Consider the following 24,593-nt stretch of genomic DNA (forward strand, 5'->3'; position numbering starts at 1 on the left):
AACAGCGCGCGGACGGGGCCTGCCCCGGTTGAGTCAGGGAGCTGGAGACACGAGATGCCCGAGACGCTGATCAAGGTCGATCTCACGCAGTCGGCCTACGACAACGACATGGTGCACAACCGCTGGCACCCCGACATCCCGATGGTCGCCTACGTGAAGCCGGGCGCGGACTTCATCGTCGAGACCTACGACTGGACCGGCGGCTTCATCAAGAACAACGATTCCGCCGACGACGTGCGCGACATCGACCTGTCGATCGTGCACTTCCTCTCGGGACCGATCGGCGTCGAGGGCGCCGAGCCCGGCGACCTGCTGGTGGTCGACCTCCTCGACATCGGCGCCAAGCCCGAGAGCCAGTGGGGCTTCAACGGCTTCTTCTCGAAGAAGAACGGCGGCGGCTTCCTCACCGAGCACTTCCCGCAGGCCCAGAAGTCGATCTGGGACTTCGAGGGCATGTTCACCAAGTCCCGCCACGTCCCGGGCGTGCGCTTCCCCGGCCTGATCCATCCCGGCCTGATCGGCTGCCTGCCCGATCCGAAGATGCTGGAGACCTGGAACACCCGCGAGAAGGCGCTCTACGACACCGATCCGGAGCGGGTGCCGGCGCTCGCCACCCTGCCCTTCGGCCCGACCGCCCATATGGGCCGCCTGAAGGGCGACGCGAAGGACGCGGCCGCCGCCACCGGCGCCCGCACGGTCCCGCCGCGCGAGCACGGCGGCAATTGCGACATCAAGGACCTGTCGCGCGGCTCGAAGATCTACTTCCCGGTCTACGTCCCCGGCGCCGGCCTCTCGATGGGCGACCTGCACTTCAGCCAGGGCGACGGCGAGATCACCTTCTGCGGCGCCATCGAGATGGCCGGCTGGGTGCATCTCAAGGTCGAGCTGATCAAGGACGGCATGGCCAAGTACGGGATCAAGAACCCGATCTTCAAGCCGTCGCCGATCACGCCGAAATACGACGATCACCTGATCTTCGAGGGCATCTCGGTCGACGAGAGCGGCGGCCAGCACTACCTCGACGTGCACATCGCCTACCGGCAGGCCTGCCTGAACGCGATCGAGTACCTGAAGAAGTTCGGCTACTCGGGCGCGCAGGCCTACTCGATCCTCGGCACGGCGCCGGTCCAGGGCCACATCTCGGGCGTCGTCGACATCCCGAACGCCTGCGCGACGCTCTGGATCCCGACCAAGATCTTCGAGTTCGACATCAACCCGGGCGCCGACGGACCGACCAAGTTCCTCGACGGCTCGATCCAGATGCCGCTCTCGCCGGATCTGTGATGGTTCGTTTCCCTGCCGGTCGCGGCTGACGCGACAGGCCTCCTCTCCCGTGCGGGAGAGGAGGCCAGCGATCCTTCGGCACCGTTCGTACCTCTCAAGTTCATTCCGGGAGCCTCCCATGCCCGTCTACGACTACGCCTGCGAGGCCTGCGGGCCCTTCACGGTGATGCGGCCGATGGCGGAGTTCCGCGAGCCGCATGCCTGCCCGGATTGCGGCGGCGCGAGCCAGCGCGCCTTCCTCACCGCGCCACGCATCGCCGGCATGGATGCGGGCCTCAGGACCGCCCACGCCACCAACGAGCGCAGCCGCCACGCGCCCAGGCGCTCCGGCAGTCACGGGGCCGGGTGCGGCTGCTGCTCACCCAAGAAAGCGAGCGCCGCTCCGGCCGCCGCCAAGAGCTTCCCGAAGGCGCGGCCCTGGATGATCAGCCACTGAGCCGCCCTCAACCGGGGGGACGATCAAGGTCAGGAGGACATCACGCCATGATGCACGGAGACATCTCGTCCAGCCAGGACAGCGTCGGCGTCGCCGTCGTGAACTACAAGATGCCGCGCCTGCACACCCGCGCTGAGGTGCTGGAGAACGCCAAGGCGATCGGCAAGATGATCGTCGGCATGAAGACCGGCCTGCCAGGCCTCGACCTCGTGATCTTCCCCGAATACTCGACCCACGGCATCATGTACGACGCCGCCGAGATGTACGAGACCGCCTCGACGGTCCCGGGCGCGGAGACCGAGGTGTTCGCCGCCGCCTGCCGGGAGGCCAAGGTCTGGGGCGTGTTCTCGCTCACCGGCGAGCGCCACGAGGAGCACCCGCACAAGGCGCCCTACAACACCCTGATCCTGATGAACGACCAGGGCGAGATCGTGCAGAAGTACCGCAAGATCATGCCCTGGACCCCGATCGAGGGCTGGTATCCGGGCGACCGCACCTACGTGTCGGACGGGCCGAAGGGGCTGAAGATCAGCCTGATCATCTGCGACGACGGCAACTATCCCGAGATCTGGCGCGACTGCGCCATGCGGGGCGCCGAGCTGATCATCCGCTGCCAGGGCTACATGTACCCGGCCAAGGAGCAGCAGGTCGTCATCTCGAAGGCGATGGCCTTCGCCAACAACACCTACGTGGCGGTGGCCAACGCGGCCGGCTTCGACGGCGTCTACACCTATTTCGGCCACTCCGCGATCATCGGCTTCGACGGCCGCACGCTCGGCGAGTGCGGCGAGGAGGAGATGGGCATCCAGTACGCCGCCCTGTCGAAGTTCCTGATCCGGGACTTCCGCGCCCACGGCCAGTCGGAGAACCACCTCTTCAAGCTGCTGCATCGCGGCTACACGGGCATGATCAACTCGAAGGAGAACCGGCACGGGATGTCGGAATGCCCCTACGACTTCTACCGGCGCTGGATCGAGGATCCCGACGGGACCCGCGACGCCGTCCGGGCCATTACCCGTCAGAGCGTCGGCACGGAGGAATGCCCGATCGAGGGCATCCCGTTCGTGGGCAAGGGCGCGGGCGCGCCCGACCCGGCGCGCTGACCAGCCGGCCGGTCGCGCGACCAGGAGGACCATGGACACGACTCCCCTCGGCCCCACCGCCTTCCGGGCCCCGGCCGTCCTGCTCTCCGGACCGGTCGACTACGACATGTACAAGGACTTCCGCCGCCAGCTCGACGCGGCGGGGGACCGCGACCTCGTCGTCGTCGAGCTGACGACGCTCGGCGGCGACCCGGAGGTCGCCCGGATGATGGGCGAGGACATCCGCTTCAACAGCGCGATGGATCCGAACCGGCGATTCGTCTTCCTCGGCAAGGCCGCGATCTACTCGGCCGGCACGACCTTCATGAGCTTCTTCGCCCGGCCCAACCGCTATCTCACCTGCGGGACGCGGCTGATGATCCACGAGCGCAAGATGAACAAGCAGCTCCAGGTCGAGGGACCGCTCACCACCTGCATCGCCTCCGTGAAGGCGACGCTCAACGAGATCCTGTGCTCGATCGAGATCCAGAACGAGGGCTTCGCCAACCTGATCCAGGGCTCTGACGTCACCCTCGACGAGGTGCTCGAGAAGGCACCGTCGAACTGGTACCTCGAGGCCGAGGAGGCCAAGCGGCGCGGCCTGATCGAGGCGGTGATCTGAGCCGCGTCTTTGCCAACGCAGTGAAGCAACCCAGGGCAGCGCGACACCGGCGCGCGCGGCGCTGCTGGATCGCTTCGCCCCGCCCGCGAGGACGATGAGATTTCACAGCGCCGGGTAACAGGGCCCGAGGCTGACCAAGACCGGGGTGAGGGTCCGCGACATGGGAGATCCGGCTCGCGGGCGGCGCGGTCAGGGCGTCGCGGCCGGCTCCGTCAGGCGATCGACCGAGAGCAGGTACGCGATCAGCGCCGTCTGCTCTTCGCGCGAGACGCCCGAGCCGGCATCCGCCCAGTAGGCGTGCCCCTTGCCGGTCACGCGGGCGATCCGCGCCGTGTCCGAGGCCGCGTTGGCGGCGATCACCTTCGCCCGGAGATCCCGGTCGACCAGGGCGCGCAGGCTGTTGGCGGGATCGGGGGCGACACCCCGGTACAGCGTGCCCGGGACGCCGAGCTGCGAGACCGGGTCGGAACCGACAGCGACGCCGGAATCGTGCAGATACGGCGCCGTCCAGGCGAGGCCCACGAGGTTCGGCACCTTGTAGCCGCCCTCCGTGCCCCCCTGCCCCCAGGCGAGCTGCACCTGGGCGAGGGCGTCGCCCGCGAGCGGCACCGGAACGATGACCGGGTCGGCCGGGGTCGGGAACGGCGTGTCGGCGGCGAACATCGCCGGCGCCGACAGGCGCGCCTCCATCTTGGCGCCCGCCCGCGCCCGGGTCGGCTCGGTGCCGATCTCGGCCTCCGGGACGACCCGGTGATTGGTGAGCGCCGGGCCGGAATGGCAGCTGCCGCAGCCGGCCTTCTCGAACACCGCGCGGCCCGCGCGGACCCGGTCGGGATCCTGCCCGGCGGCCGGCGGGTGCAGCAGGTTCTGGAAGGCCGACATGGCGTTGTTGGCGTGGTTGACCGGCTCCCCGGGCACGGACGTGAACAAGCCGTTGTCGGTGACGTAGTTGGTCGCCGGATAGGTCGGCAGTACCGCGTAGCTGTTCAGCCCCGGCGAGGCCGGGGTCGGATCGACGCTGCGCAGCACCTCCGACGGGCTCCGGCCGCCGTCCGGCCTGTAGCGGAACGCCTCCGTGGCCGACCCGCGCAGGACGATGCCGAGATACGTCTCGGGATCCATGCCGAACAGCCAGGGCGCGGCGGCGGCGAGCTGGGTCGTGTCGGAATTGGCCGCGTGGACGTTGTTGTTGAGCGAGGACAGGCCCGCGAAGGGCCCGATCGCCTCGCGCCCGCTCCAGCTATAGGGCTCGCCGTGGGCCGAGAAGCTCGACGGGATCGAGGTCGGGTTGGTGACCCGGTCGGCGGACGAGTCGAAGCTGCCCGGCGGCCAGCTCGCCACCTGCACCTTCGTGGCCGCCTCGACGGAAGCGGCGTCCGGGAGCGCCGGCCCCGTGCCGGTCGAGCCGGTATGCTGCGGATCGGCGGGGGGCTTGGCATCGGCCTCCGGCACGCTGGCGTGCATGAAGTAGGCCGAGGAGTTCTTCGCGAGCGCCATCAGCAGCCCGGCATTGAGGTCGGTGTTGGGCGCGCCCTCCACGACCCTGCCGGTGCCGGGATCGACCGCCGCGTGGCACAGGGCGCAGGTGATCCCCATCCGAAGGTGGCCGCGGTCGTAGAAGGTCTTGATCCCGATGATGAAGGCGCCGCCCTTCGGCACGTCGAGCCCGGTCGGGACCAGCTCGCCCGCCCGGTAGACGCGGTCGCCGACGCGCACGTCCCTGGCCATGGCAACTTTGAGATCGGTGGTGCCCTGGCCACCGAGCTTGGCCACCGCCAGGGCGACCTGCGTGGGAGTCAGGCCGCCGTCGAGCATGCCCATGACGTCGGTGAGGAAGACCTCGTTGCCGAACGTCTCCTGATAGAACGCCTGCCGCCCGCGCTCGACCATGGCGGGATCGATCGCGACCGCACCGCTCTTCGGCGAGAGCGCCTTCCGTCCGGCCTCGGTGCCGCTGAGCCGGTCGGCCTCCGCGCGCGAGACGCGGCGGCCGAGGATGTCGAAGGCGGTCTGGATCGGGTAGCGGTCCGGGTTGAGCAGGTCCGCCCGGTCGGGCATCGGCGCGTAGCTGAAGCGGCCGACGCCCAGGGCGACGCCGGCCGCGACGGTCGCCAGCCCGGCGGTGATCAGGATGCGGCGCGGCCAGCCCATGAAACCCGAACGTCCTTCCCGGCGCCCGCCCGCGGAGCGCGGGACCGGAGAGCCGGGCCTTTAACCGGCGGATAAAGCCAGGGTTCACCCCGCCGGCCGGGACCGGGTGTCGCGTCCCGGTCGGCGCGGAGTATCAGATCTGGACCTGCCCGCCGTCGGCGAACAGCTCGACGCCGTTGACGAAGCTCGCCGCGTCCGAGGCGAGGAACAGCACCGCCTGGGCGATCTCCTCGGGCCGGCCGACGCGGCCGGCCGGGATCTGGCCCGCGAGATAGTCCTTGGTGGCCGCCGCCTGATCGCCGCCGCCGAAGAGCTCGTCGAGGCCGGCGGTCTCGGTCACGCCCGGGCTGATCGTGTTCACCCGGATGCGCCGGTCCTTCAGGTCGAGGATCCAGTTCCGGGCGAAGTTGCGCACGGCCGCCTTGGTGGCCGAGTAGACGCTGAAGGCCGGCGTGCCCGAACTTCCGGTGGTCGATCCGGTGAGCACGATCGCGGCCCCGTCCCGCAGGAGCGGCAGCGCCTTCTGCACGGTGAAGAGCACGCCCTTCACGTTGGTGTCGAAGATGCTCTGATAATGCGCCTCGGTGATCGCGCCGAGCGGCGCGAAGCTGCCGCCGCCGGCATTGGCGAAGACCACGTCGATCTGCGCGTGCTTCTGCTGGACCGCGTCGTACAGGCGGTCGATGTCGGCGAGGTTCGCCATGTCGCCGCGCACGCCCGTGATCCGGCCGCCGATCCGCCTGACCGCCGCGTCGAGCGCCTCCTGGCGGCGACCGGTGATGAACACCGAGGCCCCCTCGTCCACGAAGGCCTGGGCGGTCGCGAGGCCGATGCCGCTGGTGCCGCCGGTCACCACCACCACCTTGTCCTGAAACCTGCCGGTCATCGTCGTTCTCCGCTGTTCGGCGCCGCGCGCGCCGCTGGTCGGAGAGATGCCGCCGGAACGATGGTGCGGGTAGTCGGCGATTGTGGCATCCAGCGTTCCACAGGAGGAACGATGGTCCGCGCCGATCTCAACGACTACGTCTACTTCGCCGAAGTCGTCGCGCACGGCGGCTTCGCCGCGGCCGGCCGGGCGCTGCACCAGCCGAAGTCGAAGCTGAGCCGCCGCATCGCGGCCCTGGAGGCGCGCCTGGGCGCCCGCCTGATCGAGCGGTCGAGCCGGCGCTTCCGCGTGACCGAGGTCGGCCAGGGCTTCTACGAGCGCTGCCGGGCGATGATGCTCGAGGCGGAGCGGGCCGAGGCGCTGGTCGCGGAGGCGCAGACCGAGCCGCACGGGCGGATCCGCATGAGCTGTCCCACGGGCCTCACCGACATCGTCGCGGTGCGCGTCCGCGGCTTCCTCGTCCGATACCCGAAGGTGCGGCTGCAGCTGGTCGTGACCGATCGGCCCGTCGACCTGATCGAGGAGCGGATCGACGTGGCGCTGCGGGTCCGACGGGACCTGACGAGCGACGCGTCGCTGACCATGCGCACGCTCGGAACCTCGCGGTGGATCCTGGTCGCCGCGCCGCGGATCGCGCGCGGCCTCGGCCCCGACATCGCCGCGCTCGGCGCAGTCCCGACCCTCGGCACACGCGACGATCCCGGCGAGGCGGAGTGGCGGCTGGAGCACCGGGACGGCACGATCTTCACCCTGCGCCACGAGCCGCGCCTGACCTGCGGCGACTTCGCCGCGCTGTGCGACGCGGCGGCCGACGGCCTCGGGGTCGCGTTCCTGCCCGACCACGCCTGCACCGATGCCGTCGCGGCCGGCCGGCTCGTGCCCGTCTACCCGGACTGGCAGGGTCAGCCCGGGATCGTGCACATCGTCTTCACGACCCGGCGCGGGCTGCCGCCGGCCGTGCGGGTGCTGATCGACCACCTCGCGGCGACATTCCCGAAGCTGTGAGGCGCGCGTCCTAGTATCCGCGCGCCGCGTCGACGCCGTCCGGCACCTGGCCGGTCCGCCGATAGGCCCTCAGGTTGGCCGCCACCGTGGCGGCCGCCGAATCCATGTCGGTCGGCCCCGAGACGTGCGGCAGCACCGTCACGCCGGGATGCGACCACAGCGGCGACTCCGCCGGCAGGGGCTCGACCGCGAAGACGTCGAGCACGGCGTGGGCGAGGTGGCCCTTGTCCAGGGCGGCGATCAGGTCCTCGGTGACGACGATCGGTCCGCGGGCGAAGTTGATCAGCGCGGCGCCGGGCTTCAGGGCGGCGAGGCGCTCGGCGTTCACGAGGCCCCGCGTCTCCGGCGTCAGCGGCACGAGGCAGACGAGGATGTCGCACCGGCCGAGCATCGCCGGGAGGCCGTCGGCGCCGTGGAACGTCTCGAGGTCCGGCACCGCCTTGGGGCTGCGGCTCCAGCCGACGACGCGGAAGCCGGCTCCGGTGAGCCGCTCCGCCGCCGCGGTCCCGAGCGCCCCGAGGCCGAGCAGGCCGACCGTGGTGTCGGACGGCTTGCGGTAGGCGTGCGGGCGCCAGACCCGGTCCCTCTGCTGGCGGGCGTAGGCCGGCATGTCGCGCTGGAGATAGTAGGTCCAGGCCAGCACGGCCTCGGCCATGGTGCGGGCCATCTCGCGGTCGACGAGGCGGACGATCGGCAGCGGCCGGTCGAAGGCGCCGACGAGCTTCTCGACCCCGGCCCAGAGGCTCTGCACCCAGACGAGCCCCGGCAGCGCCGCGACCTCGGCCGGATCGGGGTTGGCCACGACGGCGACCCGCGCGGCCGCCCGGGCCGCGTCGTCCATCGACCGGAACGGGATCAGGCGTTCCTCGGGCATGGCCGCCGAGAGGATCCGCAGGTACTCCGCCTCCTGATCCGGCCCCTTGCACCCGACCAGGGCGATCGCCTCCGCCATCTAAATCCTCCGCACCGTACCGCTCGGCCCGTCCACGCGCGGGCGAAGCAGGCGCTGTGCCTGACGGGATCCGGATCGTCGAGATGGGTCGGGCGCCGGCTCCGTCAGCGCGCCTCGATCAGCGCCGGGTAGACGAGGCGGACGTTGCGCCGATCCTCAGGGATCGCGGTCTCCGCCCGCTTGCGGATGCTGCCGGTCGTCGCCGCCACGACGGGCTCGGTCGGCCGCAGGCGCCAGCGCTCGGCCGCCTGGATCGCGACGCGGGGCTTGGGCCGTTCGAGGTGCCGGTCCGCGCCCTCCGTGGGGGCGGTCGCGAGCCCGCCGAGCGTCATCGCGGCCAGCAGGGCGTAGCGGGGCCAGGATCGGCAGGGACGGGCGGGACTGGAAGGCATGGGAGGGGCACCGCGTGGACCTCCCTGTTCTGCGCCGCGCACGTGAAGACGAAATCGAACCGAATCGATTTCCAACCCGTTCCCAACACCTGCCTACAGTCGCGGTAAATGCCCGCTGTCCAGGTACGGTTAAACAGGTGAAGCGGGAGGACACGCGGACATGGCGAGCAAGGTCGAGGGGGGATCCGGGACGCCGGAGCGCGCGGAGATCGGCCGCGTGATCGACACCGACATCTCCGCGCGCCTGGACCGGCTGCCCTGGGGCCGCTTCCACGTCCTCGTGATCGTGGCGCTCGGCATCACCTGGGTGCTGGACGGCCTCGAGGTGACGCTCGCCGGCTCCCTGGTGGGCGCGCTGCGCCAGCCGCCGATGTCGTTCTCGGAGTTCGACGTCGGGCTCGCCGCCTCCTGCTATCTCGTGGGCGCCGTGACCGGCGCGATCGGCTTCGGCTGGCTCACCGACCGGATCGGCCGGAAGAAGCTGTTCTTCATCACGCTGGCCCTCTACCTCGTCGCCACGGCGGCCACCGGCCTGTCGTGGAACATCTGGAGCTTCTGCTTCTTCCGCTTCCTCACGGGCGCGGGGATCGGCGGCGAGTACACGGCGATCAACTCGACCATCCAGGAGCTGGTCCCGGCCCGGGTCCGCGGCTGGACCAACCTCGTCATCAACGGCTCGTTCTGGATCGGCGCGGCGCTCGGCTCGTTCATGTCGATCGTGCTCCTGAAGCCCGAGGTGATCGACCCGGCCTGGGGCTGGCGCGTCGCCTTCTTCACCGGCGGCGCCATCGGCCTCGTGATCCTGCTCCTGCGCACCTGGATCCCCGAGAGCCCGCGCTGGCTCGCGACCCACGGCTACGCGGCCGAGGCCGACCGCGTCGTCACCGGCATCGAGAAGCGCTTCACCGACGAGGGCGTGACCCTGCCGCCTGTGGACGAGAGCAAGCGCATGAAGGTCCGCACCCGCGACCACACCCCGCTCTCCGAGGTGTTCAAGGCGCTGTTCGTGACGAGCCGCAAGGAGACGATGGTCGGCCTCGCGCTGATGATCGCGCAGGCCTTCTTCTACAACGCGCTGTTCTTCACCTACGCGCTGGTGCTGGAGCGCTTCTATCAGGTGCCCGGCAACCATGTCGGCTGGTACCTGCTGCCCTTCGCGCTCGGCTCGTTCCTCGGCCCGCTGCTGCTCGGGCGGCTGTTCGACACGATCGGCCGGCGCAAGATGATCGCCTTCACGTACGGCATCTCGGCGCTGCTGCTCGCCGGCGTCGGCCTGCTGTTCCGCCTCGACATCCTCGGGCCGGTCGGCCAGACCGCGGCCTGGATGGTGGTGTTCTTCTTCGCCTCGGCGGCGGCGAGCTCGGCCTATCTCACGGTCTCCGAGACGTTCCCGCTGGAGATCCGGGCGCTCGCCATCGCGGCCTTCTACGCGGTCGGCACCGGCATCGGCGGCGTCTCGGGCCCGCTCCTGTTCGGCACGCTGGTCGAGACCGGCTCGCGCGACTGGGTGCTGTTCGGCTACGGCCTCGGCGCGGTGCTGATGCTCATCGCGGCGGTCGTCGGAGGCATCTGGGGCACCGCCGCGGAGGGCAAGTCCCTGGAGGAGGTCTCGAAGCCGCTGGCGGCGGCCTGAGGGCGGGCCGGGCGCGACAGCGGGACGCGCGCGGAGCGGAGACGGCCGGCCTCGCTCCGCGCGCGGCCGACGCCGCCGCGGGCGCTCACGCCCCCTTCCGCCACACCTGCCCGTGGTAGACGAACTTGGCGCCCTCGTTCGCCAGGGCCGCCAGGCCCCGGAAAGCGGGGTCGTGGACGGTGATCACGCTGGTCGGGATCTGGCGCATCATGGCGGCGAAGGGCGCCTTCTTCTCGAAGGCGTCGCGGAAGCCGCTCTCCTCCAGCACCTTGAGGATCCGGGGCGCGATGCCTCCGCCGATATAGACCCCGCTTGTCGCCAGGAAGGTCAGAGCGAGGTCGCCGCAGACGCGTCCGAGCACCCGGCCGAACAGCGCGAGCGTCTCCGCGGCGTGCGGATCGGTGGCGTTCAGACCGGCCTCGGTGACCGCGGCCGGCTCGATCTTCTCGTGCGGCTGCCCGGTCCGGACATGGGCGACGGCCGCGTGGAGCCGCGACAGGCCCGGTCCCGACAGCACCGTCTCCACGGTGATCCGGTCCTCGACCCGCTCCAGCGCGTGCCAGACCTTCTCCTCGAAGGCGTCGGCCGGGCCGATATCGGTGTGGCCGACCTCGGTGGAGACAATGGCGAGATGCGCCGCATAGGGGACCAGCGCGGCCGCGCCGAACCCGGTGCCGGGGCCCAGCACCACGCGGGCGCCGCCGGGCACGGGGGGACAGGGGCCGACCGGCGTGAGGTCGTGGGGCTCGATATCGGCGGCGCCGGCCGCCACCGGCACGTAGTCGTTGACCACCGTCGCGGAGGAAAGCCCGAAATCCTCGGCGATGCGCTGGCCCGCGATCTTCCAGTGCGCGTTCGTCAGCTGGATCTCCGGCCCGTCGACCCGGCCGGCGATCGCCAGGATCGCCGAGCGCGGTGCCGGGCCGCCACCCTTGGCGAGCGACGCCTTGATGGCGCTCGACGGATCGGGATGGTCGGCGGTCGCCTCGTGCGCGAGGAGGCGGGGCTGGTCGCCGGACGTCTCGATCAGACCGAACCGCGCGTTCGTCCCGCCGATGTCGCCGACCAGAACCGGAAACTCGAACATCGCAACTTGCCCCTGCTCTCTGGCCCGCCGCGACGGGACTCGCGTCCAGCACGGCTCCGGCGATTCATCGGCCGCGCGACCCCGCGCGGGCAAGTCCGAATCGGCGGCATCCGCCGCTCAGGATTGCGCGATCGTCTTGTCACGCGCCCGGCCGATCACGCCGAGATGGGTATCGCCGAAGCCGCTGCCGTATTTGAGACCGTAACCGAGGGTGCGGTCGAGGCCGATATGGGCCAGCCAGATGAGGACCGGCCCGACGGCCTCGGGGCGGCCTGAAGCGATCGCCAGGGACAGGCCGACGAGCGGCAGCGCGAGCGTGTGGGCCGCGTTGTAGAGCACGGCGCCGACCACGGGACCGGCCGCGTAGCCCAGCATGCTCAGGTCGGGGACGAAGAGCAGCGCCGCGAAGAGCCACCACGACGGCCCGAGCCAGCCATAGGCGAGCAGGGCGGCGACGAGGATGCAGCCCCCCTCCAGCCGCAGCAGCAGGCGCGGCCAGCCCGTGACGGAACGCCCCGACATCGCGATCTCCCCTGAACGGCGCGGCGCGTCAGGCCGGCGGCAGCGCGTCCGGGTCGATCGCGCCCCCGGCAGCCCAGTTGCTGAGCAGGGTACGGACGGCGGCGGGGTCGGGCAGGCGCCGCCGGGCGACGGTCTCGCCGTCACCGACGCGCACCGCGACGCCGCCATCCTCGTTGATCGACGCGAAGGCGATCTCGTCGGTGCGGTCGTCGCCGAAGAAGACGGGGACCCGTCCGGCGTAGGGCGCCTGCGCCATGAAGGCGCGGATCGCGTGGGCCTTGGTGGCCTGCGCGGGGACGATCTCACCGACCGCCTTGCCGAGCTGCAGGCGGTACTCGGCGCCGAGCGCCTCCGCCGCGCCCTTCACCAGCGTCTCGGCCCGCAGGGCATCGTCCGGGTTCGCGAGCCGCCAGTGGACCGCCACCGAGGCGCCCTTGTCCTCGATCAGGACCTGCGCGAGCGCGGCGGTCTCGGCCTGCAGGCGCGCGACCTGCCGGCGCAGATCCGGATGGTCCTCCGCGCGGCCGCCCGTGAGCGCGCCGGCGACCCGGCGCTCGACGCCGTGGAGACCGGCCGCATCCAACCGGGACGGCGCCAGGAAGCCGTCGATCACCGTGACCGGCCGGCCGGTGACGATGGCGAGGGCGCCGTCGAGTCGCGCCCGGAGCCGCTCCAGATCCTCCACGAGGCCGGGCTCGACCCGCACGGCGTCCGGACGCGGCGCGATCTCGGCGAGCGTGCCGTCGAAGTCGAGGAAGAGGGCGATGTCCATCGCGGGGGATCCCGGGCTCGAGTGTCGGCGACGGGCTAGCACGGGCGCGCCGGACGACAAACGCCGGCAGCACTGCCCTATCTGGATCCGAAGCGGCACAGCACGAGGTTCTCCATGCGCGGATCGCCCTTCCGGCCCGTCCCCGATCCGGTCAGACCCGGCGAGGAGAGCGTCTGGGACTATCCGCGGCCGCCCCGGCTCGAATCCGTCCCGGACCGGCTGCGGGTCGTGCTCGGCGGCCGCGTCATCGCCGAGACGGGCTCCGGGTTCCGGGTGCTCGAGACCTCGCACCCGCCGACCTACTACCTGCCGCCCGCCGACATCGCGGACGGGACGCTCGTGAACCGGCGGCGCGGCGGGATCTGCGAGTGGAAGGGACAGGCGGTCCTGTTCGACGTGCGCGGCGGCGACCGTCTCGTGCCCGGGGCGGCCTGGGCCTACCCGGATCCGACCCCGGATTTCCGCGCGATCGCCGGCTACGTCGCGTTCTACGCCGGCCCCATGGACGCCTGCTTCGTCGGGGCGGACCCGGTGACCCCGCAACCGGGAAACTTCTACGGTGGCTGGATCACGCCCGGCATCGTCGGCCCGTTCAAGGGCGGTCCCGGAACGATGGGCTGGTGATTTCGTCCCCCGCCGCTTCTACGTTCGCGGAAAGCCACCACGAGGAGACCGCATGACCGCGCTGACCGAGACCGATCCGACCGGCGCCGGGTTCAGCCCGGAGGGGCTCGCCCGGATCGCGCCGTGGATGGACCGCCTCGTCGGCGACGGCCGGCTGGCCGGACTGTCGGTCACCGTGGCGCGGCGCGGGCGCATCGCCTTCGCGCGCGCCTGCGGGCAGGCCGACCTCGCCCGGGCAACGCCGTTCACCCTCGACACGGTCACCCGGATCTACTCGATGACCAAGCCGCTGACCTCGGTGGCGGTGATGCAGCTCTACGAGCAGGGCCTGTTCCAGCTCGACGATCCGATCTCCCGGGTCCTGCCCGAGTTCGCCGAGATGCGCGTCGCCGTGGGCGGCAACCGGGCGAAGCTCGAGACCGAGCCGGCCCGCCGGGCGATCACCGTGCGGGACCTGCTGACCCACACGGCCGGGCTGACCTACGGCTTCATGGAGGCGACCCTGGTCGACGCGCAGTACCGCGAGCAGGGCGTCGACTTCCTGGCGCGCGAGGGCTCCCTCGCCGAGATGACCGCGCGGGTCGCGAAGCTGCCGCTCCTCGCCCAGCCGGGCAGCGCCTGGAACTACAGCGTCGCCACCGACGTGCTCGGCCAGTACGTGGCCGCGCTGACCGGCCGCCCGTTCGCCGACCATCTCCGCGACGCGGTGATCGGGCCCCTCGGCATGGTCGATACCGACTTCCACGTGCGACCCGAGCTGATGCCGCGCTTCTGCGCCACCTACGCGTACGACCGCGCGCGGCAGCTGCGCCTGTTCGACGATTCCGTGGACACGGCCTTCGCGCGCCCGCCCGCCATCGCGTCGGGCGGCGGCGGCCTCGTCTCGACGGCGGCGGACTATCAGCGCTTCTGCCGGATGATCCTCAACCGGGGCACCCTCGACGGCGCGCGCCTGCTGGGCCGCAAGACGGTCGACCTGATGCTGGCGAACCACCTGCCGGGCGACCTGGCCGCGATGGGCACGCCGCGCTTCGCCGAGACCTCCTACACCGGCATCGGCTTCGGCCTGGGCTTCTCGGTGATGCTCGACCCCGCCCGGGCCCAGATCCTCGGCACGCCCGGCGAGGTCGCCTGGGGCGGCCTCGCCTCGACGGCGTTCTGGATCGACCCGGCCGAGGACCTGTCGGTGGTGCTCATGACGCAGCTCGTCCCGTCCTCGGCCCTGCCGATCCGGCGCGAGCTGCGCGTCCTGACCTACGCGGCCCTGGCCGAGTGAGGGCCGGCCACGCGCGGGTCCGCGCCGGTCACTCCTCCTTGGGCGCCTCGGCGGCCGGCTTCTGAGCCGGCTTCGCGCCGGCCTTGGCGGTCGGCTTCGGGGCGGCGGTGGCGTATTCGGGATCGCTGCGCGGACCGTTCGCACCGTTGGTCGGGCCGGGGAGCTGGCCCGGCGCGAGATCGGTCACCTTGGTCCAGGTCTGCGACTTGCACAGGAACGCGATCAGGCAGCCGCGCACCGTCAGCTCGCCGGCCGTCTCGGTCCAGATGGTGACGTCGTAGGACTTGCCGTCCTCGGAATTGTAGATCTTGCCCTCGTAATGGGCGTCGGCATTCGGCTTTAGGCCCAGGATCAGCTGGTGTCCGAGGGACGGCCGGGCCTGCTTCTTGGGATCGGGGTTCTTGAAGTCGATCCGCGGCTCGCCCTTGTCGTTTAGCGGGACCTTCAGCCAGACCACGTATCCGCACAGCCGGTCACCCGCGGTCCCGCACTTCTCGAGGCGCACGCGCGCGCGGCCGTCCTCGGTGAGATAGGTGCCGCTGGGATCGGTCGGCGTCTTGGCCTGGGCCGTGCCCGCCAGCGCCGAGAGCGCCAGGATCGCGAGCGGCGCAACCCGGCGACCGATCGATGTAAACCGCATACCCGAACTCCCATCCCTCGCGAGTCGTGATGGAGCCTTGACCGCCCGTCCTCGCGTGTGCCGCTTCCGCGCAGGAAGGATCGCTCCCTCCGCGTCATCGCGCCCGCGCCGAGAACCGGACGGCGTGCGCGTCATGCCCGCCCTCTCCCGCGCGAAGTTGTCCGCATCATGACAACTCAGCCGGGACTCTGGACGGGAATCGACCCGGCGATACTGGGATCGGTGCGCGTTGGACGGTCAGATCCGGGTCGGCGGAAGGCTGCGGCCGGGTCCGAGGCTGCGCTGCATGAGCGTCACGTCGAGCCAGCGCCCGTGCTTGTGGCCGACTCCCGCGAGCGTCCCGACGGGCGTGAAGCCGAGGCTCGCGTGCAGCGCGATCGAGGCGGGTGAGCCGCTCTCGGCGATGATGGCGACCAGGGTCCGGCAGTCGATCTGCTCGCTCGCCGCGATCAGGGCGGCGAGCAGGCGCCGGCCGACCCCGCCGCCGCGGGCCGTCCGGGCGACGTAAATCGAATCCTCGAGGGTCGAGCGATAGGCGGCGCGCTGGTGATAGGGGCCGGCATAGGCGTAGCCCGCGACCGCGCCGTCCCGTTCGGCCACGAGGTAGGGAAAGCCGCCCGCGCGCAGCACCTCGAAGCGGCGCGTCATCTCGGCCAGCGTCGGCGGCTCCGTCTCGAAGCTGGCCGTGCTGGAGGCGACGGCGTCGCCGTAGATCGCCGCGATGGCGGGAAGGTCGGCCTCCGTGGCCGGGCGTATCACGTCTGTCACGGCCGCAGGTTACGCGAGGCGGCGCGGCTCCGGCAATCTGCCCGCACGAGCCGGGCGCGGCTCGATCCCGCGGAGGGTGGCGGAGCCTCGGCGGGACCGGCGCCTCGGCGCAGATCCCGCACGGCTCGAGGATGCGATGACTTACTCGGCGGCGGACATCTCGGCCGTGAAGTGGCCGCACCAGTCCTTCGAGGCCACGACCGGCCAGAGGCCCTTCGACTCGGGGGCCGGCTGGCTGACCGGCGGATTGAAGCGGCAGAGGCCCTCGTCACCCTGCGCCTGGGCACCGTTGAGCTTGTGATCGTCGAAGAAGCGGCAGCTTTCGCAAGCGGCGTTCGCGGAACCGGCCATCGGGTCTCTCCATCGGGTATCTCGGAGGGAGGGGACCGCCTCGGCGGCGCGCCCTCCACAGTTCTTAATTAGAATAGCTCGAAAGTAAGGTCAACGGCCGGCTTGCGCGGGGCTTGCGGGCAGGCGGCCGAGCGCGACGCGGTGCGAAAGGGTGGAGCGAGGGCGACTGGAGACGTGGACGCGCGGGCGGTCCGGGTCGGCGGGCGCCGCGCCGACGGTCCCGTCATCTGGGTGAGAAGGTCAGGTGCCGCGCGAACCGATCTCGCTGGCGCCATGGCCCAGAACGCAGCGAAGCCGGATTCCGCTGGGAATCCGGCTTCGGGGAAGCGGCGATGACTTGGTCATCACCCTCTGGTCGATCCGATCGCCGTCAAAGTAGACGGCGTCGGAACGGTCAGCCCTGCTTGGCCTTCTTGTTGGCGTTGTGGTGACCGATCGCGCAGCCCGCGGCCGCGCCCATCTTGCCGTGTCCGGCCATGTGCCCGGCGACGCCGCCGACCACGGCGCCCTTGAGGCAGCCCTTCGCCTGGGCGGGCGCGCCGGCCAGCAGGCCCGCGACGGCCAGGGCGGAAACGAGTGCGATCCGATTCGTCATCGAGACATCTCCTGTCGTTCCTGCGGCAACCGGCGGCCGGCCCCACCCGTTCCGGCGCCGACGCGACAGGGCCGCGCGCCTCTCGGAACCGTGACCCCTCAGCGCGCGAGCCCGGCCACGAGCCGCACGAGATCCGACTGGCGCGTCGCTCCGGTCTTGGCGAAGATCGCCTTCAGCTGCGAGCGCGCGGTCGCCGCGGTGATCGCGAATCGCGAAGCGGCTTCGGCCAGCGAGATCCCGCTCGACAGCGCCCGGGCGAGGCGCGCCTCCGCCGGGGTCAGCCGATAGGCCGCCTGGAGGACCGCGGTCGCGGGCGCGGCCGGGGCCCCGGGCACGCTCCCGAGGAGCAGCGTGCTCGCCCCGGCGAACAGGCCGCGGCTCGGCCCGACCAGCGGCACGACGTGGATCACGAGCGGCGGCCCGTCCCGTCGCGCCGCGACGACCGCCGAGATCGGCGGGCGGCCGGAGGGCCGCGCCAGGGCTTCGAGCTGCCGCGCCGCCTCCGGATCCTCCGCGGTGAGGCGGCCGCCCGCGAGCTTCAGGTCGCGCCCGAGGAGGGCGCCGAACGCGTCGTTCCAGCGGAGCGCCCGTCCGTCGGCGTCGAGGATCAGGGCGGCGCGGTCGATCAGCTCGAAGGCCTGCGTCAGCCCGGCGAGCCGGGCCCGCTCGACCATCGACGTCAGCAGGCCCGCGCGCTGCAGGAGCGGCGACAGGGTCGCGAGGCGCCGCTGCTCGTGCAGCTCGTACGGTCCCTGCTCCACGGTCCGCTGCAGGGAGAGGCACCACAGGCGTCCCTTCACGGAGAAGCCGATCCCGGCGAACCAGCGCAGGCCGCGGGAGGCCAGCAGGTCCTGGTAGAAGGGCAGGCGCGCGATCTCCTCCGGCGTGGTGAAGTCCTGATCGACCGCGATCCCGCGCGTCCGCATGAGCGGGATGCCGCGGAGGCGATGGTCGTCGCGGTGCCAGCCCTCGTCGAAGTAGCGGCGCGAGGCGTCGGCGAGGGAGGCGGTGCAGAGCGATTCGAGGCCGGTCCGGTCGGAGCGCAGCAGCAGGGCGCCCTCGCTGCCGGACGCCCGCACGACGCGCTCGGCCAAGTCAGGCCAGCGCGCGGGATCGATCACGGCCTCCTCGAGGTCCTCCCGGAAGCCGGACTCCAGGTCGTCGTGCAGGCGGGCGAAGAGATCCGGCCTCACGCCCGACATGTGGCGTGCCTCCGCCGCGCCGGATACTGGCGCCCCGCGCCGGCTCGCCGAACTCTCGTCCTCGCTCGGTACGGCTCCATACCGTCGAACTATAGATCACGTTCTTAAATCCGGGCAAGCATCCCTCTGATTACAGGTTTAGATCGGCGGGAGCGTGCGCGGGACTTGTCGGGAGACGGCACCGCCGCGGCGGGATCCGCGCGTCGACCCGCCGACGGTGGGAACGACGGCGCCCCGGCCGCGCACACGCGTTCGGCCTGCGCCGGAACCCGCCCCCCTCTACGCGGCGGGCGAGGCTCAGCACTTTGCCACGGCTTGCCAGACACAACTTCTGATAGAGTTGCTGAGAGCCGGGTTCAAGCCTCGTTAACCAAGCTTGGCGATTGTATCGCGGTGCGCGGTTCGATCACGAGTTGTGATGAGACGAGCGCACTCGAGCAGGATGCGGCTGAAGGTCGATGGCGTTTACCCTGTCTGCGTTCCTCGGTGTCGCGCGACGGCGTCCCGGCCGGCCATCCGGTGCCGCGGCGGTCGCGCTCGCGCTCGTCGCCTGCGCGCCGCTGCTCGCCGGCTGCAGTTCCGGGCGCCCGCAGAGCGCGGCGCGCTCCGGCCTCGACGTGGCTCAGACCGGCTCGGTCACCGAGGGCCTCCCGGCCGCGCTGGTCGCGGCCGCCCAGGAGGAGGTCGGGCGGACCATGCGCCTCGGGCTGGCGAACTACCGGCTGAACGTCGGCGACAACCTGGAAGTCTCGTTCCTGATCGATTCCAGCGTCGTCCAGCCGACCTACCGCCTGAACCCGAACGACGAGTTCGACGTCGATTTCCGCACGCACCCGGAATACAACCGTACGGTGATCGTCCGGCCGGACGGCCGGATCTCGCTGCCGGGCAAGAACGGCATCAAGGTCGCGGGCCTGTCGCCGGAGGCGGCCGCCGCGCTGATCAAGAGCACCTACGACGACGTGCTGATCGATCCGGTCGTCACCCTGATGCTGCGCCGGTTCCGCACCGTCACCGACGATTTCCGCGACCTCACCCAGCGGGCCGACATGGGCCGCGTGAAGGTCCTGGCGATCGAGCCGGACGGCAAGATCAACCTGCCGATGGTGCCCCCGGTGCAGGCGGCGGGCCGGACCGTCCACGAGGTCATGGGCAGCCTGAACGCCGCCTACAAGCACCAGCTGGCCTCGGTGACGACCAGCGTCCGGCTCGCGAGCCTCGTCCCGGCCAACACCATGGTGTTCGGCGAGGTCCGCGCGCCGGGTCCCGTCACCCTGCAGGGGCCGCGGACGCTGGCGCAGGTCCTGGGCTCGGCCGGCGGCGTCCTGCCGACCGCGGCCGGCGAGGCCGTGCGGATCATCCGCTTCGACGCCGAGGCGGCCGGCAGCGTGCGCATCGTCGACATCGGCCAGCCGGGCTTGGCGGACTCGATCGTGGTGCCGCCCAACGCCACCGTCTACGTGCCGCCCTCGCTCCTGGCCAAGACCGCCCGCGCGGTGGACCTGGTGGTGCGCCAGATCCTGCTCTTCAACGGGACCGGCTTCGGCGTGAACTACATCACCGGCCCGTCCGCCAGCACCTCCACCAGCGCCACCGTGAGGTCCGGCACGTGAGGCAGAGCGACCTGACCGCCGCCGACGCGGTCGAGGGCCCGGCCTTCGACCTCCGCGACGCCCTCGCGGCCCTGTTCCGGCACATCCGGCCGGCGCTGCTGATCCTGGTCGCGGCGATCCTCGGCGCCGGGATCTACCTCCTGCTGACGCCGGCCGAGTACACGGCCGACGCCAAGCTGATCATCCGTCTCGGCCGCGAGAAGGCGGGCGCCCCGCTCCAGGGCGGCGCGAACCAGAACTACATGTTCTCGGAGCGCGCGCAGAACGTGAACAACGAGATCGAGATCCTGCGCGATCCCAGCATCGTGCGCGACGAGTTCGCGACGCTGAAGGCGATCACCCCGGCCGGCGACCTCGGGCCGCCCCCGGCGGACTGGACCGACTGGCTGATCTACCAGGGCCGTCAGGCCGTGCGGAGCGCGAAGGCGGTCAAGACCTGGGTCGTCGATACGGTGCGGATCCCGTTCGAGGCGGTGGGCCTGCTGCGCCACCTGACCCCGGACGAGAAGCTCTACGAGGCGTACCTCGCGGCGTTCAAGGTCGTCTTCGTGAAGGAGACGGACGTGATCCTCACGGGCTTCACCTGGACGGACCCGCACTTCGCCGCCCAGGCGCTGAACCGGCTGCTCGACGCCTACAAGCGCCGCCACGTGGAGGTCTACGCCGACGAGACTCCCGCCTCGTTCTACCAGAGCAAGCTGGAGCGCGCCCGGGCCGACCTCGCCGCCATCGACGCGCAGCTCTCGACCTACCTCAAGGGCAACAACACCGCGAGCTTCGAGATCGAGCAGCAGAACGACCTCGGCACCCTGGCCGACCTCGCCAAGCAGAAATCGGCGGCGCAGATCGAGCGCGAGGTGGTCGAGACCCGGCTCAAGCGCACCCGCGAGGCCGGACCCGACCGCTGGCAGCCGACGCCGCCCGACGCGGACCCGACGGTCACGGCCTTCGACCAGCGCTGGGCGGACCTGCGGACGAAGCGCGCCGAGTTGGCGGTGCGGTTCCGGCCGACCGCCCCCGAGTTCGTGAGCCTCGATCGGGACCTCGCGGCCCTGGCCCGACAGAAATATCAGGCGCTCCTCGCCGCCGACACGGCGAAGCTCGCCATCCTCGCCGAGAAGATCCAGAGCATCACGGGGATTGAGCAGACCCGCCGCCGGGCGGCCATCGGCCAGAGCGACGCGGCGCTGGCCTACGGCCGGCTGACCCAGCAGAAGGGCCTGCTCACCGACGAGATCACCGAGACCCAGAAGCGGATCGACGCTCTGAAGACCGGCACGGGTCTCGACGCGCAGGCCGTCACCTCCTCGGCCCTCGTGGCGCGCGCCGTGCCGCCGCGGTTGCCCTCCGGCCCGAACCGGCCGCTGATCCTCGGGCTCGCGGCCGGTCTCGGCCTGCTCGCCGCCCTGGCCTACGTCGCCCTCGCGGAGATCCTGGCCCAGACCTACCGCAGCGCGTCGGAGGTCGCCCGCTCGCTGCGGGTGCCGGTGCTGGCCGCGGTGCCGCTGCAGACGGGAGCCGCCGCATGATCGCCGCCGCCATCGCGCCGAAGATCGATCCGGCGATCCTGGAGCCGGCCCTCGTCCAGCTCACCCGGCACGAGACGCGCGTGTGCCGGGTCGGCCTCACCGCGGTCCAGCCCGGCGAGGGCGTGAGCACCCTCGCGCGTGAACTCGCCGGCGCCTACGCCCGGCGGGGCCGCAGCGCCGTGCTGATCGAGGCGAACTGGTCCCGCCCGTCGCTGGCGGAGGCCTACGGCCTGACCGGCCAGCCGGGCTTCGCCGACATCGTCGCCGGCACGGTCGCCCCGAGCCGCGGCGTCCACCCGGTCGCCGACCACCTCAGCGTCGTGCCCGCGGGCAGCCCGTCGGCCATCCGCCAGGCGACCCTGGACGACGGCCGCGTGGAGGATTTCCTGGCGCTCGTCGACGACCGCTTCGAGCTCGCGATCGTGGATTGCGAGCCGATCACCGAGATCGGCGACGCCGCCGCGCTCTCCCCCTTCGTGGACGGCTTCATCGTGGTGATCGGCGCCGAGCGCACCCGTCGGGCCGTGGCGCAGCGCGCCCTGGCCGACCTCAAGGCCGCCGGCGGGGCGCCGCTCGGCGTCGTCCTGAACCGCACGCGGCGGCCGATCCCGCGATGGCTCTACCGGTGGCTCGGATGAGCGCGGCGCCCGTCCGCGCGCTGCGGGTCCTGCCGCTCGCCGGGATCGGCTTCGCGGCCGCGGCCGGGGCGATCGCCCTGAGCGCGGCACCGCTCAAATTCGCCGTCGTCGGCCTCGCGGCGGCCTTCGGCGGGGTCGGCGCCCTGATCGTCGGGCGGCTCTATCGACTCACGCCGCTCCTGCTCGTCGCCCTCGCGGTCGGGCTGACGGTCAAGCTCGACGTCAGCTTCCTCCAGCATTTCGAAGCCGTCGGGCAGTACCTGCCGAGCATCGGCGGCGGCGCCGGCCTGACGGTGAGCGTCGCCCTGCTGGTGGCCGTGGCGCTGATCGTCGCAAAGCTCACCGGACTCGGGGAGGACGCCCCAGGCCTGCAGCTCGACCGGCCCCTCGTGCTGACGCAGCTCGGCTTCCTGATCGCGGGGCTGCTCTCGCTCTCCAACGCCACCGACCCGGCCTATCTCTGGTTCGACACGTGGCGCTTCGCCGGCCTCCTCCTGGTCTCGGTCGCGGTCTCGAACCTGTCCGAATCCGACATCCGGACCCTGGCACTGGCGATCTGCGCCCTCTGCCTCGTCCAGACCGCGGTGGCAGGCCTGCAATACGTCTCGGGCTCGGAACTCGGCCTGTCGGTGCTGGGCGAGGAACAGATCGTCGAGGAGAACATCAACTTCTCGGCCCAGCGCCGCGCCGGCGGACTGAAGGTCCACCCGAACATCCTCGGCTACTATTACGAGTTCGTCTGGCCGCTCGCCCTGGCGCTGGCCCTGTCGCGCGGCCCGCTGCTCCTGCGCCTCGCGGGGGCGGCGGGCGCCGCCTCGGCCCTGGTCGGCGTGGTCCTGACCCTGTCGCGCGCGTCCTGGCTGACCTTCCCGGTCTCGGCCGCCCTCCTGATCCTGCTGGTCTACCGCGACCGCCTGTTCTCCCGGACGAGCCTGATCGTCCTCGGCCTGCTGGCGGTCGTCGGCGCCGTCGCGGCGCTCTACGCCGGCCCGCTGATCTGGGAGCGGCTCACCGCCGACGACGGCGGCTCGGCCGCCCAGCGCGGCCCGCTGAACGCCGCGGCCCTCGCCCTGTTCGAGCAGTTCCCGATCTTCGGCGTCGGCCTGAACAACTTCGGCAACCAGTTCGCGGTCCTCGACAGGACCGGCCTGTCCCGGCTCGCCGGATTGTTCGACCGGTCGAACCACGTGGTGCACAACCTGCACATCCTGATCCTCGCCGAGGTCGGGGTCGTCGGCTACGCGGCCTTCGCGCTGGTCTTCGGCATCGGCATCGCCCGGGGCTTCCGCGCCGCCCGCCGCGCGCCGGTGGGCGATCCGCTCGCGGCGATCGCGGCCGCCTGCGCGGTCGGCCTGATCGCGCACCTGCTGCACGGGCTGGTCGATCCGGGCTTCCGCCTGAATCTCGGCATCGCCGAGCTGCTCTACACCGGCCTCGGGCTGATCGCCGGGGTGCGGGCGGCGCAGCGGCGCAGGGCCGTCGCAGCATCCCGGGCGGTCGCGTCGACGGGCCCGATCAGCGCAGCGCTACCGGAGCGGATCCCCGTGCCGTCCGGGCGTCGCCCCTCCCTCGCAGCGTACGGAGACCGTCCGTGAGCGCCGTCAGCCTCAGCGTCCTGATCGTCACCTACAATGCCGGCCGGGACATCGAGACCTGCCTGGACCTGCTGGCGGCGAGCCGGGTGAGACGCCCCTACGAGGTGATCCTGGTCGACAACGCCTCCACCGACGGGACGCCGGAGCGCGTCGCGCGGGCGTTTCCCTGGGTGCGGGTCATCGCCGAGCCGACCAATCACGGCTTCGCGGGCGGCAACGCGCGCGCGCTGGAGCACGCGCGCGGCACCGCGATCCTGCTCCTCAACCCCGACGCGTTCCTGCACGACCCGGACGCGCTCTCGGGCCTCCTGGACCATCTCGACGCGCATCCGGATGTCGGGGCGGTCGGCCCGCGCCTGACCTTCCCGGACGGCACGCATCAGGTCGGTGACGCCGGCTACGAGCCGCGCCCGCTCTCGATCCTGGTGCACGCCGCCGGCCTGTCGGGCCGCCTCGGGCTGCGCGGCCTCTACCTCGCGAGCCGCCAGGCCAGGGGGGCGCGGGCCCTCGACGTCGACTGGATCTGCGGGGCCTGCCTGCTCCTGCGCCGCTCGGCGATCGCCGCGATCGGCGGCCTGGAGAGCCCGATGTTCCTCTACGGCGAGGACGTGGACTGGGGCTGCCGCCTGCGCGATGCCGGCCTGCGCGTCGCCTACCGCCCGGACATCGCCGTCACCCACCTCCAGGGCGGCTCGGGAAGCGCCCGCTCGGCCCGCTGGCTCGACGGGCTGGCGGCCATCTACAGCCTGCGCAATGCCGGGCGGCTCCTGTCGTCGCCCGCCTTCTTCTCCGGCCCGCTCCGGCTCGGCTTCACCCTGCGGGCCGTGGCCTACGGTGTCGCGGCCCGGCTGCGCCGGCAGCCGGACCTCGCCCGCAAGGCCGAGGACATGCGCAGGTTCTCCGGGCACCTGCGCAGTCTTCGTCTCCGACCGCGATGA

25 protein-coding genes are annotated in these 24,593 nt (G+C 71.8%); 13 read left to right on the forward strand and 12 right to left on the reverse strand.

Annotated features, from left to right (window positions below; all coding sequences use genetic code 11):
• The first annotated feature begins 54 nt into the window (after positions 1–54).
• The 4 genes from fmdA (at position 55) to BLW78_RS09760 (ending at position 3,424) form a co-directional block, all read left to right on the forward strand.
• Positions 55–1,284, forward strand: a complete 1,230-nt coding sequence (gene fmdA, locus BLW78_RS09745; RefSeq protein ID WP_012322394.1) for a formamidase — start codon at positions 55–57, stop codon at positions 1,282–1,284.
• Between the two features lie 118 nt (positions 1,285–1,402).
• Positions 1,403–1,720 carry an FmdB family zinc ribbon protein gene (locus tag BLW78_RS09750; protein ID WP_091678996.1) on the forward strand — a complete coding sequence of 106 codons (318 nt, stop codon included), beginning with the start codon at positions 1,403–1,405 and terminating at the stop codon, positions 1,718–1,720.
• A 47-nt stretch (positions 1,721–1,767) separates the two neighbouring features.
• Complete coding sequence (locus tag BLW78_RS09755; RefSeq protein ID WP_020090552.1) at positions 1,768–2,823, forward strand: aliphatic amidase; 1,056 nt, start codon at positions 1,768–1,770, stop codon at positions 2,821–2,823.
• Positions 2,824–2,854: 31 nt separating this feature from the next.
• A complete protein-coding gene (locus tag BLW78_RS09760) occupies positions 2,855–3,424 on the forward strand; it encodes a ClpP family protease (RefSeq protein WP_020090553.1) in 570 nt (189 codons plus the stop codon).
• Positions 3,425–3,613: 189 nt separating this feature from the next.
• On the opposite strand, the gene BLW78_RS09765 is transcribed toward BLW78_RS09760, so the two are convergent.
• Positions 3,614–5,575 carry a cytochrome C oxidase Cbb3 gene (locus BLW78_RS09765; protein WP_091678999.1) on the reverse strand — a complete coding sequence of 654 codons (1,962 nt, stop codon included), beginning with the start codon at positions 5,573–5,575 and terminating at the stop codon, positions 3,614–3,616.
• A 133-nt stretch (positions 5,576–5,708) separates the two neighbouring features.
• Complete coding sequence (locus BLW78_RS09770; protein ID WP_091679002.1) at positions 5,709–6,461, reverse strand: SDR family NAD(P)-dependent oxidoreductase; 753 nt, start codon at positions 6,459–6,461, stop codon at positions 5,709–5,711.
• Between the two features lie 111 nt (positions 6,462–6,572).
• Between BLW78_RS09770 and BLW78_RS09775 the strand changes: the two genes are divergently transcribed.
• A complete protein-coding gene (locus BLW78_RS09775; RefSeq protein WP_091679005.1) occupies positions 6,573–7,466 on the forward strand; it encodes a LysR substrate-binding domain-containing protein in 894 nt (297 codons plus the stop codon).
• 10 nt (positions 7,467–7,476) lie between these two features.
• On the opposite strand, the gene BLW78_RS09780 is transcribed toward BLW78_RS09775, so the two are convergent.
• Positions 7,477–8,418, reverse strand: a complete 942-nt coding sequence (locus tag BLW78_RS09780) for a 2-hydroxyacid dehydrogenase (RefSeq protein WP_091679008.1) — start codon at positions 8,416–8,418, stop codon at positions 7,477–7,479.
• 104 nt (positions 8,419–8,522) lie between these two features.
• A complete protein-coding gene (locus tag BLW78_RS09785) occupies positions 8,523–8,810 on the reverse strand; it encodes a hypothetical protein (RefSeq protein ID WP_244526885.1) in 288 nt (95 codons plus the stop codon).
• A gap of 160 nt (positions 8,811–8,970) precedes the next feature.
• On the opposite strand from BLW78_RS09785, the gene BLW78_RS09790 reads away from it, so the two are divergent.
• Entirely contained in the window at positions 8,971–10,443 is a 1,473-nt protein-coding gene (locus tag BLW78_RS09790; protein WP_091679010.1) for an MFS transporter, read from the forward strand.
• A gap of 85 nt (positions 10,444–10,528) precedes the next feature.
• Here the strand turns inward: BLW78_RS09790 and BLW78_RS09795 are convergent, their stop codons facing one another.
• From BLW78_RS09795 to otsB, 3 genes are all read right to left on the reverse strand, one after another.
• The gene (locus BLW78_RS09795) at positions 10,529–11,530 is read right to left on the reverse strand and encodes a glucokinase (RefSeq protein ID WP_056531852.1); all 1,002 of its coding nucleotides are present in this window, start codon (positions 11,528–11,530) and stop codon (positions 10,529–10,531) included.
• A gap of 117 nt (positions 11,531–11,647) precedes the next feature.
• The gene (locus BLW78_RS09800) at positions 11,648–12,052 is read right to left on the reverse strand and encodes a DUF4260 domain-containing protein (protein ID WP_091679013.1); all 405 of its coding nucleotides are present in this window, start codon (positions 12,050–12,052) and stop codon (positions 11,648–11,650) included.
• A 28-nt stretch (positions 12,053–12,080) separates the two neighbouring features.
• On the reverse strand, positions 12,081–12,824 hold the full coding sequence (gene otsB, locus BLW78_RS09805) for a trehalose-phosphatase (RefSeq protein ID WP_091679015.1): 744 nt from the start codon (positions 12,822–12,824) through the stop codon (positions 12,081–12,083).
• A 114-nt stretch (positions 12,825–12,938) separates the two neighbouring features.
• Between otsB and BLW78_RS09810 the strand changes: the two genes are divergently transcribed.
• Positions 12,939–13,448 (forward strand): DUF427 domain-containing protein, encoded by a 510-nt coding sequence (locus tag BLW78_RS09810; RefSeq protein WP_091679018.1) that lies wholly within the window; start codon positions 12,939–12,941, stop codon positions 13,446–13,448.
• Positions 13,449–13,500: 52 nt separating this feature from the next.
• Entirely contained in the window at positions 13,501–14,724 is a 1,224-nt protein-coding gene (locus tag BLW78_RS09815) for a serine hydrolase domain-containing protein (protein WP_091679021.1), read from the forward strand.
• 28 nt (positions 14,725–14,752) lie between these two features.
• On the opposite strand, the gene BLW78_RS09820 is transcribed toward BLW78_RS09815, so the two are convergent.
• The 5 genes from BLW78_RS09820 to BLW78_RS09840 form a co-directional block, all read right to left on the reverse strand.
• Positions 14,753–15,364 (reverse strand): DUF2147 domain-containing protein, encoded by a 612-nt coding sequence (locus tag BLW78_RS09820; protein ID WP_020090565.1) that lies wholly within the window; start codon positions 15,362–15,364, stop codon positions 14,753–14,755.
• A 237-nt stretch (positions 15,365–15,601) separates the two neighbouring features.
• Positions 15,602–16,132, reverse strand: coding sequence for a GNAT family N-acetyltransferase (locus tag BLW78_RS09825; RefSeq protein ID WP_020090566.1), 531 nt, complete (start codon positions 16,130–16,132; stop codon positions 15,602–15,604).
• A gap of 141 nt (positions 16,133–16,273) precedes the next feature.
• Positions 16,274–16,483 (reverse strand): hypothetical protein, encoded by a 210-nt coding sequence (locus BLW78_RS09830; RefSeq protein ID WP_020090567.1) that lies wholly within the window; start codon positions 16,481–16,483, stop codon positions 16,274–16,276.
• A gap of 394 nt (positions 16,484–16,877) precedes the next feature.
• Positions 16,878–17,078: a hypothetical protein gene (locus tag BLW78_RS09835; RefSeq protein ID WP_012322375.1), complete on the reverse strand. Its 201-nt coding sequence runs from the start codon at positions 17,076–17,078 to the stop codon at positions 16,878–16,880.
• A gap of 98 nt (positions 17,079–17,176) precedes the next feature.
• The gene (locus BLW78_RS09840) at positions 17,177–18,280 is read right to left on the reverse strand and encodes a helix-turn-helix transcriptional regulator (RefSeq protein WP_091679024.1); all 1,104 of its coding nucleotides are present in this window, start codon (positions 18,278–18,280) and stop codon (positions 17,177–17,179) included.
• Positions 18,281–18,738: 458 nt separating this feature from the next.
• Between BLW78_RS09840 and BLW78_RS09845 the strand changes: the two genes are divergently transcribed.
• The 5 genes from BLW78_RS09845 to BLW78_RS09865 are packed head-to-tail and all read left to right on the forward strand — an operon-like array spanning position 18,739 to position 24,593.
• The gene (locus BLW78_RS09845) at positions 18,739–19,893 is read left to right on the forward strand and encodes a polysaccharide biosynthesis/export family protein (RefSeq protein WP_091679028.1); all 1,155 of its coding nucleotides are present in this window, start codon (positions 18,739–18,741) and stop codon (positions 19,891–19,893) included.
• Positions 19,890–21,422: a GumC family protein gene (locus tag BLW78_RS09850; protein WP_091679030.1), complete on the forward strand. Its 1,533-nt coding sequence runs from the start codon at positions 19,890–19,892 to the stop codon at positions 21,420–21,422. The genes BLW78_RS09845 and BLW78_RS09850 overlap by 4 nt, the downstream gene beginning before the upstream one ends.
• Positions 21,419–22,060: a CpsD/CapB family tyrosine-protein kinase gene (locus tag BLW78_RS09855; RefSeq protein WP_091679033.1), complete on the forward strand. Its 642-nt coding sequence runs from the start codon at positions 21,419–21,421 to the stop codon at positions 22,058–22,060. The genes BLW78_RS09850 and BLW78_RS09855 overlap by 4 nt, the downstream gene beginning before the upstream one ends.
• A complete protein-coding gene (locus tag BLW78_RS09860; RefSeq protein WP_091679036.1) occupies positions 22,057–23,655 on the forward strand; it encodes an O-antigen ligase family protein in 1,599 nt (532 codons plus the stop codon). Before BLW78_RS09855 ends, BLW78_RS09860 begins: the two co-directional genes overlap by 4 nt.
• Entirely contained in the window at positions 23,652–24,593 is a 942-nt protein-coding gene (locus BLW78_RS09865) for a glycosyltransferase family 2 protein (RefSeq protein WP_056531833.1), read from the forward strand. Before BLW78_RS09860 ends, BLW78_RS09865 begins: the two co-directional genes overlap by 4 nt.

Source organism: Methylobacterium sp. 275MFSha3.1 (genome assembly GCF_900108435.1).
In the GTDB taxonomy this organism is placed as follows: Bacteria; Pseudomonadota; Alphaproteobacteria; order Rhizobiales; family Beijerinckiaceae; genus Methylobacterium.

Coding starts and splice junctions, on each gene's coding strand:
- BLW78_RS09820 (WP_020090565.1), bottom strand. CDS start 15,364: ATGCGGTTTACATCGATCGGTCGCCGGGTTGCGCCGCTCGCGATCCTG.
- BLW78_RS09790 (WP_091679010.1), top strand. CDS start 8,971: ATGGCGAGCAAGGTCGAGGGGGGATCCGGGACGCCGGAGCGCGCGGAG.
- BLW78_RS09835 (WP_012322375.1), bottom strand. CDS start 17,078: ATGACGAATCGGATCGCACTCGTTTCCGCCCTGGCCGTCGCGGGCCTG.
- BLW78_RS09785 (WP_244526885.1), bottom strand. CDS start 8,810: ATGCCTTCCAGTCCCGCCCGTCCCTGCCGATCCTGGCCCCGCTACGCC.
- BLW78_RS09750 (WP_091678996.1), top strand. CDS start 1,403: ATGCCCGTCTACGACTACGCCTGCGAGGCCTGCGGGCCCTTCACGGTG.
- BLW78_RS09845 (WP_091679028.1), top strand. CDS start 18,739: ATGGCGTTTACCCTGTCTGCGTTCCTCGGTGTCGCGCGACGGCGTCCC.
- BLW78_RS09830 (WP_020090567.1), bottom strand. CDS start 16,483: ATGGCCGGTTCCGCGAACGCCGCTTGCGAAAGCTGCCGCTTCTTCGAC.
- BLW78_RS09810 (WP_091679018.1), top strand. CDS start 12,939: ATGCGCGGATCGCCCTTCCGGCCCGTCCCCGATCCGGTCAGACCCGGC.
- BLW78_RS09860 (WP_091679036.1), top strand. CDS start 22,057: ATGAGCGCGGCGCCCGTCCGCGCGCTGCGGGTCCTGCCGCTCGCCGGG.
- BLW78_RS09855 (WP_091679033.1), top strand. CDS start 21,419: ATGATCGCCGCCGCCATCGCGCCGAAGATCGATCCGGCGATCCTGGAG.
- BLW78_RS09765 (WP_091678999.1), bottom strand. CDS start 5,575: ATGGGCTGGCCGCGCCGCATCCTGATCACCGCCGGGCTGGCGACCGTC.
- otsB (WP_091679015.1), bottom strand. CDS start 12,824: ATGGACATCGCCCTCTTCCTCGACTTCGACGGCACGCTCGCCGAGATC.
- BLW78_RS09760 (WP_020090553.1), top strand. CDS start 2,855: ATGGACACGACTCCCCTCGGCCCCACCGCCTTCCGGGCCCCGGCCGTC.
- BLW78_RS09770 (WP_091679002.1), bottom strand. CDS start 6,461: ATGACCGGCAGGTTTCAGGACAAGGTGGTGGTGGTGACCGGCGGCACC.
- BLW78_RS09840 (WP_091679024.1), bottom strand. CDS start 18,280: ATGTCGGGCGTGAGGCCGGATCTCTTCGCCCGCCTGCACGACGACCTG.
- BLW78_RS09755 (WP_020090552.1), top strand. CDS start 1,768: ATGATGCACGGAGACATCTCGTCCAGCCAGGACAGCGTCGGCGTCGCC.
- BLW78_RS09775 (WP_091679005.1), top strand. CDS start 6,573: ATGGTCCGCGCCGATCTCAACGACTACGTCTACTTCGCCGAAGTCGTC.
- BLW78_RS09800 (WP_091679013.1), bottom strand. CDS start 12,052: ATGTCGGGGCGTTCCGTCACGGGCTGGCCGCGCCTGCTGCTGCGGCTG.
- BLW78_RS09780 (WP_091679008.1), bottom strand. CDS start 8,418: ATGGCGGAGGCGATCGCCCTGGTCGGGTGCAAGGGGCCGGATCAGGAG.
- fmdA (WP_012322394.1), top strand. CDS start 55: ATGCCCGAGACGCTGATCAAGGTCGATCTCACGCAGTCGGCCTACGAC.
- BLW78_RS09795 (WP_056531852.1), bottom strand. CDS start 11,530: ATGTTCGAGTTTCCGGTTCTGGTCGGCGACATCGGCGGGACGAACGCG.
- BLW78_RS09815 (WP_091679021.1), top strand. CDS start 13,501: ATGACCGCGCTGACCGAGACCGATCCGACCGGCGCCGGGTTCAGCCCG.